Source organism: uncultured Microbacterium sp., assembly GCF_963521695.1.
GTDB lineage: Bacteria > Actinomycetota > Actinomycetes > Actinomycetales > Microbacteriaceae > Microbacterium.
This window is the reverse complement of the sequence record NZ_CAUQWC010000149.1, coordinates 1-8,913: the sequence shown is the minus strand read 5'-3', so window position 1 is coordinate 8,913 and position 8,913 is coordinate 1. Positions and strand designations below refer to the sequence as shown.

The following is an 8,913-nucleotide window of genomic DNA, read 5'->3' as shown; positions in this document are numbered from 1 at the left end:
TCGTGGCGGCGGCCGGAGCTTCCGCGTCGATCGGGAGCGGCGTGCCGGACGGCGAGGCGGCGAACACCGACATCCCGGTGTGCCGCTCCCGTGTCGCAGGGGCCGCGAAGACCGAGACCTCCGCGGGCGACTCCCGCGTCGGGGTCGCCGCGAAGACCGAGGTCTCGGCATGCCGTTCCGCGCCTGCGAAGCGGCGCAGGCGCGGCGCGGTCGGACGCTCGAACACATTGACCGAGGGCGAGGTGCGGCGGCGCGGGTTCTGCGAGCGTCGAGTCGGAAGGTTCTCGGGCGGGGCCTCCCATGACGCCCGGCGCGGGAGGGAGGAAGCGTGCGTGCGTGCGCGCCGCGTGGTGGTCGTCATCGGGGTCCTTTCCGTCGCCGGCGCACGCACAAATGCGCCGGGAGTGGGCGCCGATGTGTGAATCGCAGCCCCGCTGCCGCTCGCGCGGACTGTCGGGAGCGCAGGGGCGACCCGGACACCGTTGAACGTATGCGGGTGAATACGAGGCGGGGTGAGCTCCGGCGCAGGAAAACCTCAAGATCAGCGCAAGAAGAGGGAAAGGAGATCGGTGGGCGTTTCTTGCGTCTTTTGTCACCTTCTGCTCAGATTCCTTCGAGGGTGATTCAAACGACCGCCGCGCGCGACGGTTGTCTCCGTGATCGTCAGTTCTTCGAGAGTCAGGACTTCGTCATGCTCGGTCGCTTCCTCCCGGCGCCGCGTCACGCGGCCTCGGTGCTCACGGTGTTCGCCCTCCTCGCCCTTGCCGGCGCGCCCGGGGGTGCCGTCGCTGCGGAAGAATCGGCGGATGCCACGCCGACGGCGGTCGTCGCATCCGCCCCCGCCGATGCCCCGGGGTGGTCGACGTTGTTCCGTGACGACTTCGACGGGCCGGCCGGTACCGCGGTCGGTCCCCGGTGGGAGCACGAGATCGGTACCTGGGGGACGGGCGCTGTCGATCGCACCACCGCGTCCACCGTGAACGTCTTCCTCGACGGGACCGGCGCCCTCGGCATCCGTGCCCTCCGCGACGCGTCCGGGGCGTGGACCTCGGGGCGGATCATCACCGCCGACAAGTCGTTCTCGGCACCCGCGGGCGGACGGCTGCTCTTGACGGCATCCATTCAGCTGCCCGCCGTCGCTGACCCGACCGGGTACTGGGCGGCATTCTGGGCTCTCGGCCGCGATGCGAACGCGCAGATCGACTGGCCGCGTACGGGAGAGCTCGACATGCTCGAAGCGGTGAACGGCACGCCGCAGCTCGTGCAGACGCTGCACTGCGATCTTCCTGACGGGGGTGCCTGCGACGAGCCCTACGGCATCACCAGCGGGCTGCAGGAGTGCGCCTCCTGCCTGACCGGGTTCCACACCTACTCCACGCTGATCGATCGCACGGTACCCGGAGCCGAACGCGTGGAGTTCTTCGTCGACGGAGTGAGCACCTACGACATCGAGGAGGCGGAGGTCGGCGCGAGCGCGTGGGATGCCGCCATCCCTAACGACTTCTTCCTCATCCTCAACCTCGCCATCGGCGGCGGACTGCCCAACGGCGTCTGCGGATGCGACAGCGCATCGGCGCCGAAGACCTCCGGTGGCACGATGTCGGTCGAGCACGTCGCGGTGTACCGGTCGGACCCTCCGGCGCCGTCGATCCCGACGATCGCGGGCACGGCCGCGGCGGGTGCGACCCTGGTGGCAGCGTCCGGACGCGAGGTGCCGGTGACGTACCAGTGGAGGGCGGACGGCACCGCGGTCGCCGGCGCCACGGGCGCCTCGTTCACCGTTCCGGGCACGGTGGTCGGCAAGCGCATCTCGGTCACGGTCTCGGCTCCGGACGGATCGGATGCCGCGACCTCGCTGCCGACGGTCCCCGTGACCGCGGGCACGCTGGGCGCGGTCACTCCCGCCATCAGCGGCACCGCGAGGCTCGGGTCGACCCTGACCGCGTCACCGGGCGCGTGGACGCCCAGCCCGGTCACCCTGACGTATCGGTGGAAGGCGAACGGTGTCGACATCGCCGGCGCGACGGGTAAGACGCTGAAGGTCGCCACGACGCAGATCGGCAAACGGATCACCGTCACCGTCACCGGGAGCAAGGTCGGGTTCACCTCGGCACAGCGCACGTCGGCGCCGACGGCGGTCGTCGTTCGTTAGGGGTGGTGCGGCGGCGGGACATCGCGGGCGCGAGACATCGCGAATTGTTTGCAACGATTTCTTCCCGGGTGTGAACGGTTTTATGCCACTATGACGCTAGGTGCCCGATTGGCCTGCCGAACGTTATGGCGCATCCGGCACGGACATTCATCAGCCCTCTGTGAAAGGCACCATCATCGTCACCTCTGGAATTCGCGGCACGTTTTTCGATTTCATCGACGACCCGTGGAAGCACGTCGGCAGAGAAGAGGAGTCGGCTCGATTCCTGCGTGATGGTCTCCTCGTGGTCGAGGACGGTCTGATCGTCGCCTTCGGCCCTTTCGATGAGGTGTCCCCCCTGCATCCCGACCTCGACATCACCGAGATCCGCGGGCGCATCATCACCCCCGGGTTCATCGATGGTCACGTGCACGTCCCGCAGACGCGGGCCCTGGGTGCCTTCGGGGAGCAGCTCCTTCCGTGGCTGCTCGACACCGTCTTCCCCGAAGAAGCTCGCTACAGCGACCGCGACTACGCGCGCGCCGGGTCGGACCGCTTCCTCGAGAACATGCTCGCCGCCGGAACGACGACGGTGCAGGCGTTCACCACCACCTCCACCGTCGCTGTCGAAGAGTTCTTCGAGGCCGCCGCGCGACGCGACATGCTGGTGATCAGCGGCGTCACGGGTATCGATCAGTTCGCGCCGGAAGGGTCGACGAGCACGCCCGAGGAGTTCTACGACGACAGCAAGGCGATGATCGCCAAGTATCACGGAAAGGGTCGCAATCGCTACGCCATCACTCCGCGCTTCGCGCTCGGCGCGAGCGACGAATTGCTCAAAGCCTGTCAGCGTCTCAAGAAGGAGCATCCCGACCTCTGGGTGAACACCCACATCTCGGAGAACCCGCTCGAGATCTCCAATCTCCTCCTCGCGCACCCGGACTGCACGGACTATCTCGGCGTCTACGAGAAATACGAGCTGGTGGGCCCGAAATTCTCCGGCGGGCACGCGGTGTGGTTGTCCGATAACGAGTTCGGGCGCCTGTCCGACAGCGGCGGTGCGGTGGTCTTCTGCCCGTGCTCGAATCTCTTCCTCGGTAGCGGGATCTTCCGACTTGCGAAGGCGACCGACCCCGATAAGCGCGTCAAGATGTCGTTCGGCACCGACATGGGCGGCGGCAACCGGTTCAGCATGATCCACGTGCTCGACGAGGCCTACAAGGTCGGGATGCTGGGCAACACTCTGCTCGACGGCACCACGAACCGCATCACCCAGGACCTCGCGGCGGCAGAGCGCAGCAAGCTCTCGCCCTACCGGGCCTTCTGGTCGGTCACCCTGGGCGGCGCCGAGGGCCTGTACATCGACGACCAGGTCGGAAACTTCGAGGTCGGCAAATCGGCGGACTTCGTGGCACTGGATTGGAACGCCGGTCCGTCGGCGATGCCGTGGCACCAGTCCCTCTTCTTCGACGAAGCGGGCCCGACCACGATGGCGGAGGCCGCGCACGCGCTGTTCGCGGTGATGATGGTCGGCGACGACCGCAACGTCGACGAGACCTGGGTGTCCGGCGTCCGTCTCTATAAGAAGGATTGACGATGCAACGCCTCGCCGTCGCGGACGAACGGCCCACGTCGGGGGAGGTGTCGGGTGCCGACGACACGGCGGTCACCCTCGTCACCCACCGAAAGGTCGCCGCCCGCGACGTCGAGGCGTTCGAGGGGTGGCTGGAGCGATCGGGCCGAGCCCTCACCGGTACGCCGGGGTATCTCGGCAGCACCGTCATCTCGCCGAGCGAGTCGAGGGACGACTGGACACTCGTCCAGCGCTTCACCGATGCCGCCGCCGCACGAGCGTGGCTCGACAGCACCACACGGCGGGAACTCTACGCACAGATCTCCGACGTCGAGGTCATCGACGAAGAGGTGACGCTGTTCCGCGAGAACCCGTCATCCGGCGACGAGGTCTCGGTGCTCATCTCGTCCACGGTTCCCCCTCCTCTCGTAGCGGACTACCTGGCGTGGCAGAAGCGCATCTCCGATGTCGAGGCGCAGTTCCGCGGCTTCCGGGGCCACCGGATCCAGCGTCCCGTTCCCGGTGTGCAGGACGCGTGGGTCGTCCTCCTCACGTTCGACACGGCGGAGAACCTCGCGACCTGGATCGACTCGCCGGAGCGCGCACGACTTCTGAAGGAGGGTGAGCGGTTCAACGCCGACCTGTCAGTCGCCGCGTCGAGCTTCGGCTTCGACTTCTGGGCGCCGGCGGGCGAGACCGCTCGAGAATCGGTGATGAAGAACAACCTGCTCGTCCTGGCGGCGCTGTACCCGATCGTTTTCGGGTGGGGCTACTTCGTCAGCACGCCGCTCTTCGACGGTCCGCACGCCATCCCGTTCTGGCTGTCGCTGTTCGTCGGCAACTTCGTCAGCACCCAGCTGCTCGGGTGGTTCGTGATGCCGCGCGTGTTCAAGATGTTCGCGTGGTGGCTGAAGCCGAAGCCGGGCTGGCGCGCGCAGGCTCTCGGTTTCGGGATCCTGATCGTCGTCTACGGGGCCTCGATGGCCCTCTACGCGTGGCTTCTGTCTCTGGCCGCTTAGCGGCCAGTGGCACGCCGATCCCGAGAACTCGTGCTCGAGTGGGGGGAAGTGGTGGGGCTTGTTCAGAGGTACTCGAATAATTCGACCGGGGTGGCGAAGCTCCGTCAGCTGGCGAATCTGAAGCCAAGCCGGGTCATGATGGTCAGTCGGCCCATCCCTCGCCGGGCTCGACGGCTGACTGACCCGGAGAAACGGGCGTTCGTAGAGGGCTACGAGCGGGGAGAGCTGGTCGCGGATCTGGCTCGCCAGTTCGGGGTGCATCGCACGACGCTCGACATGCTGGTTTCTCGTTTGAAGCTGAGCCGAGTCGATCCGAATGAGGTGCCAGCGAAGGTACGTGACTCCCTAGTTGAGAAGTACCGAACAGGGGAGTCCCTGGCTGCTATGGGAGAGGAGTACGGGTTCAGCGCCAATAAGGTGCAGCGGCTGTTGGTGTCGATGGGTGAACCGATCCGGCCATGTGGCCCAAAGAAGCCAGCGGTCACGAGCGAGAAGATCCAGCGGATGGTCTCGCGGTACGAGCAAGGTGAAGCAATATCAGCCATCGCGGCATCGGCCGGCGTTAGCTACGCGCAGACAAGATCGTGCTTGCTGGAGGCTGGTGTGCAGATGCGGCCGCGCGGGGGAGCGCGATGATCTAGGCAGCCTTCTTCTTCTCGGCTTCGTCTCGTGCGATGGCGAGCAGGACATGGGCTAGCTTGTCGAAGTCGACGTCCGGTCTAATGAGTCCTTCGGTACGGATGACGTATGACTTGTTGGTGCGCCTCCGACCAGGAATTCGTTTCGCTCGAGGTGGTGCCGCTTCGAGCTGCGCGATGACCCTGGTGAACTCCGCGTACGCCTTGCCGGCGCGCTGAGGAAGGCTCGGCCACTTCGCCGTGACCGCCTGGCGATACGCAACGGCCTGATCGTCGGTGACGCCCATGTCGGGTTGATAGTACTCATGCAGAGTGCATTGGTCTTCGAAGGTCAGTTTGGTCCAGCCGCGCTCGCAAGTGAGGGGTGGGGCTGTAGGGAGCTGAATGCGCCAGAAAAAGTGGCACGGGAGAGTTTCTCTATGAGCTATCGTCCTCCCATCGGCGCATTCCATGTGGGATGGGTTCGCTTCAACCGAGGTGGCCGCGGGACTAGGTATCAACTCCTCGAACGCTCGCTCTCGTCTCCTCGGGCCCGGGACAACTCCGTGAGGCCCTCACCCCGGAGCTGCAAGCCATTGCCGATTCACGGCTCGATCAAGCGGACCGAAACGACTGTTGCGATCGTCGCCCCTCCGATATCGAACTCCCGGCCACAGAACCGATCGACATACCGGTGCCAGTGATGCCTCCGCACTGGTCGGCGACGGGCTAAGCAGACCGTGAGTCCCCCTCCCCGGCGGTCAGTCGCAACTGATGGGCGAGAGGAATAAAAGGGTGACAGTCGACTGGTCACCCTTTCGTCCGTCGTGCTAAATCGACTCCGGCGCGGCCGTGGCAGAAGCGTAGATATCGGTACGCCGCGCGCCAAGCTCTGCGCCTAAGTCCGCTTGCGCCGTGCGTGCTACGCCGTCGCACCAGCATTCACGGCACCACCAGCGGCGATACCGGCGTGGTGGCCGAGGGTGACGTCGTCGGCACCTTCAGGCAGCCGTGCGAACGGGTCGGACTCGTTGGCGAGGAGCTGCCATGCACGGCTTTGGAGTCGGCGGCCGTGAAGGAGGGTGGAGAGTCGTCCTGGATTGCCGACGCCGCCCTGGTGCTGGAGACCGACGCGGATGTCAGCCCCGGCGCCTACACCTTCAAGCTGCCCCTGTCACTCTCCGAAGATGTGCCAGAACTATGGTTCTGATGCGCAAGCGGCCGTGCATCATCGCCGAGACGCCGATGGCGGCGTAACGCTCGGGGGTGACTCCGAACTGCTGCCGGACGTTATCGACGAGCTCGGCGTACGCGGCCTGCAGACCCCACCACACGGCATCCAGGGAGTAAGTCCAGAGCTTCTCGGCGTAGACGTTCTCCCACTCGTAAGAGCCGGTGGCCAGCACCTCGGCGTCGGAGCCAATGAGGCAGGCCTTGATGCGCGTCGAACCGAGTTCGATGCCCAGCACGGCGCGGCCGGAGGCGATGACCTCGGCGGGCGAGGTGGCGACGGCGCTCACCGGCGCGCGTCCGTGTTCTGGCCGTACACGTTCTGGTAGCGGTTGTAGAGCGCGTCGATGTGTTCCTGCGGGATCGGGATGAGCGGTCCCGCCTCGCGGGCGATGTGCACGGTGCGCGCGACGTCTTCGAGCATGACGGCCGCCTTCACGGCATCCTTCGCGTTGGAGCCGATCGTGAACGGACCGTGGTTCTGCATGATGACGCCGCGCGAACGGTGACCGCGCAGGGTCTCGACGATGCCCCGGCCGATGGAGTCGTCGCCGATGATCGCGAACGGGCCGACCGGGATGGGTCCGCCGAACTCGTCGGCCATGGCCGTGATCACGCAGGGGATCTCTTCTCCGCGGGCCGCCCACGCGACGCCGTAGGTGGAGTGCGTGTGCACGACCCCGCCGACCTCGGGCATGTTCCGGTAGACGTAGGCGTGGGCCGCGGTGTCGCTGGAGGGGCTGCGCTCACTGCCCGGCGTACCGGGGATAGCGTTGCCGTCGAGGTCGCACAGGATCATGTTCTCGGGCGCCAGGTCGTCGTACGAGACGCCGGAGGGCTTGATGACGAACAGGTCGGCGCCGGGCACGCGACCCGAGACGTTTCCACCGGTCCACACGATCAGGTTGTAGCGCACCAGTTCGGCGTGCAGTCGGGCGACGTCCTCGCGGACGCGGTCGATGGATTCCTGGACGCCGGGGGTGATGTCAGCAGGGGACGCTGCCACGGTGTTCTCCTTCAGATGAGGACTGATCGCTGGTGTTCGCTTGGGGATGATGACTACAGAAAGCGTTATTGGGGCCTACAATTCATCGCGCGCGCAGGTCGAGGCCAATGGGCCTGAGCCCATTGCCCGAGAGATTGGCGCGACATAACAGGTGCGCTGTCGGTCAAGCGCCAGCCGTGGACGGTCCACTCAAGTGCGAGTGAACGGCGTATCAATTAATGCGGCGCACTTCGGCGGTTGGCGGCGGCGGCGCGGTGCTGTCGCGCACGATCAACTGCGGACGTTCCGACGAGAAGCGTCGGCCGGTCTCGCCAGCGATTTCATTCAGGAGCAGTTGCAGCCCGCGACGGCCGAGGCCCGCGAAATCTTGATCGACGGTGGTTAGTGGGGGAGTCCATAGTGCGGCGAGGGGATGGTCGTCGAAGCCGGCGACGGAGATGTCGTCCGGGACGCTGCGGCCCGCCGTGACGATGCCGCGGATGACTCCCATGGCGATCTCGTCGTTGCCGCAGAAGATGGCGGTGACGGCGGGGTCCTCTGCGAGGCGGCGGCCGATCTCGATGCCCGAGCGCGGATCCCACGTCGCATCGGCGAGGGGAGGGACCGCCGCCCCGCGGCGCTTCAGCGCCCGCCTCCACCCGGTCGTCCGACCGTCCTCGCGGCGAGAGGGCGGTATGCGTACGTGATGGACGGTGGCATGGCCGAGGTCGAGCAGGTGGTCGGTGAGCTCCTCGGCGGCGTGCGACTCGTCGAGAACGGCCTGGCGCAGCCCCGCCTCCCGAACCCCCGAGAGGGCGACGAGCGGGAGAGACGGTGGGATTCGATGCAAAGCCGCGACCCCCGGCGGGTCGAACTTGAGAACGCATACGCCAGCCAGTGGCTGCGCGAGAGTGGCGGCTATGGCACGGTCGATCTCGTCATCTTCTGTGCTTTCAACGACGGTGATCATGACCGTGTAGTTCTCTGCTCGTGCGGATTCTTCGATGCCTCGGATGGTTTCGGCGTACCCATAGGTCGAGGTGTCGCCAGCAATTACCGCAATCACCTCAGCTTTGCGTGATGCCAGCACGCGCGCCGCTGAGCTCGGTCTGAAATCTAAAGCGGCGATTGCTGCGCGGACGGCGTCGCGCTTGGCGTCGCTCACTTTGGCCGCCCCGGTGAGGACACGCGAGACGGTGGGGACCGACACCCCGGCGTACGCAGCGACATCGACGATTGTCGACGCCTTCCTCTGGCTACGCATAGGGACTCGAACTTCCGCGGCAAGGGTCATTTCACTGCTCCGCTGGTGATGCCCGAGATGATCTTGCGCTGGGCCACCATGAAGGTGATGAGCA

The 8,913-nt window shown here is 66.3% G+C and carries 10 protein-coding genes; 5 read left to right on the top strand and 5 right to left on the bottom strand.

Features of this window, described 5'->3' with window-relative positions:
- Positions 1-361: hypothetical protein (locus RWP81_RS11390; protein ID WP_314456187.1), on the bottom strand; the 361-nt coding region annotated here is incomplete at its 3' end.
- A 258-nt stretch (positions 362-619) separates the two neighbouring features.
- Here RWP81_RS11390 and RWP81_RS11385 point away from each other — a divergent pair.
- The 4 genes from RWP81_RS11385 to RWP81_RS11370 all read left to right on the top strand — a co-directional run bounded on the left by RWP81_RS11385 (position 620) and on the right by RWP81_RS11370 (position 5,359).
- Positions 620-2,152 (top strand): family 16 glycosylhydrolase, encoded by a 1,533-nt coding sequence (locus RWP81_RS11385; RefSeq protein WP_314456185.1) that lies wholly within the window; start codon positions 620-622, stop codon positions 2,150-2,152.
- Between the two features lie 160 nt (positions 2,153-2,312).
- Positions 2,313-3,725 carry a guanine deaminase gene (gene guaD / locus RWP81_RS11380; RefSeq protein ID WP_314456183.1) on the top strand — a complete coding sequence of 471 codons (1,413 nt, stop codon included), beginning with the start codon at positions 2,313-2,315 and terminating at the stop codon, positions 3,723-3,725.
- A 2-nt stretch (positions 3,726-3,727) separates the two neighbouring features.
- Entirely contained in the window at positions 3,728-4,723 is a 996-nt protein-coding gene (locus RWP81_RS11375) for an antibiotic biosynthesis monooxygenase (RefSeq protein ID WP_314456181.1), read from the top strand.
- 90 nt (positions 4,724-4,813) lie between these two features.
- Positions 4,814-5,359 carry a helix-turn-helix domain-containing protein gene (locus RWP81_RS11370; protein WP_314456179.1) on the top strand — a complete coding sequence of 182 codons (546 nt, stop codon included), beginning with the start codon at positions 4,814-4,816 and terminating at the stop codon, positions 5,357-5,359.
- A gap of 1 nt (position 5,360) precedes the next feature.
- Here the strand turns inward: RWP81_RS11370 and RWP81_RS11365 are convergent, their stop codons facing one another.
- Positions 5,361-5,648 carry a hypothetical protein gene (locus RWP81_RS11365; protein WP_314456177.1) on the bottom strand — a complete coding sequence of 96 codons (288 nt, stop codon included), beginning with the start codon at positions 5,646-5,648 and terminating at the stop codon, positions 5,361-5,363.
- A 611-nt stretch (positions 5,649-6,259) separates the two neighbouring features.
- On the opposite strand from RWP81_RS11365, the gene RWP81_RS11360 reads away from it, so the two are divergent.
- On the top strand, positions 6,260-6,550 hold the full coding sequence (locus RWP81_RS11360) for a hypothetical protein (RefSeq protein WP_314456175.1): 291 nt from the start codon (positions 6,260-6,262) through the stop codon (positions 6,548-6,550).
- Here the strand turns inward: RWP81_RS11360 and RWP81_RS11355 are convergent.
- From RWP81_RS11355 to RWP81_RS11345, 3 genes are all read right to left on the bottom strand, one after another.
- On the bottom strand, positions 6,501-6,860 hold the full coding sequence (locus RWP81_RS11355) for an FGGY family carbohydrate kinase (protein WP_314456173.1): 360 nt from the start codon (positions 6,858-6,860) through the stop codon (positions 6,501-6,503). The genes RWP81_RS11360 and RWP81_RS11355 overlap by 50 nt on opposite strands.
- Positions 6,857-7,576, bottom strand: coding sequence for an L-ribulose-5-phosphate 4-epimerase (locus RWP81_RS11350; protein ID WP_314456171.1), 720 nt, complete (start codon positions 7,574-7,576; stop codon positions 6,857-6,859). Before RWP81_RS11350 ends, RWP81_RS11355 begins: the two co-directional genes overlap by 4 nt.
- Positions 7,577-7,787: 211 nt before the next feature.
- Entirely contained in the window at positions 7,788-8,819 is a 1,032-nt protein-coding gene (locus tag RWP81_RS11345) for a LacI family DNA-binding transcriptional regulator (RefSeq protein WP_055952968.1), read from the bottom strand.
- Between the last annotated feature and the right edge of the window lie 94 nt (positions 8,820-8,913).

What these genes read in the sequence shown, in the direction of transcription:
- RWP81_RS11375 (WP_314456181.1), top strand. Translation starts at nt 3,728, where the DNA reads ATGCAACGCCTCGCCGTCGCGGACGAACGGCCCACGTCGGGGGAGGTG.
- RWP81_RS11365 (WP_314456177.1), bottom strand. Translation starts at nt 5,648, where the DNA reads ATGGGCGTCACCGACGATCAGGCCGTTGCGTATCGCCAGGCGGTCACG.
- RWP81_RS11345 (WP_055952968.1), bottom strand. Translation starts at nt 8,819, where the DNA reads ATGCGTAGCCAGAGGAAGGCGTCGACAATCGTCGATGTCGCTGCGTAC.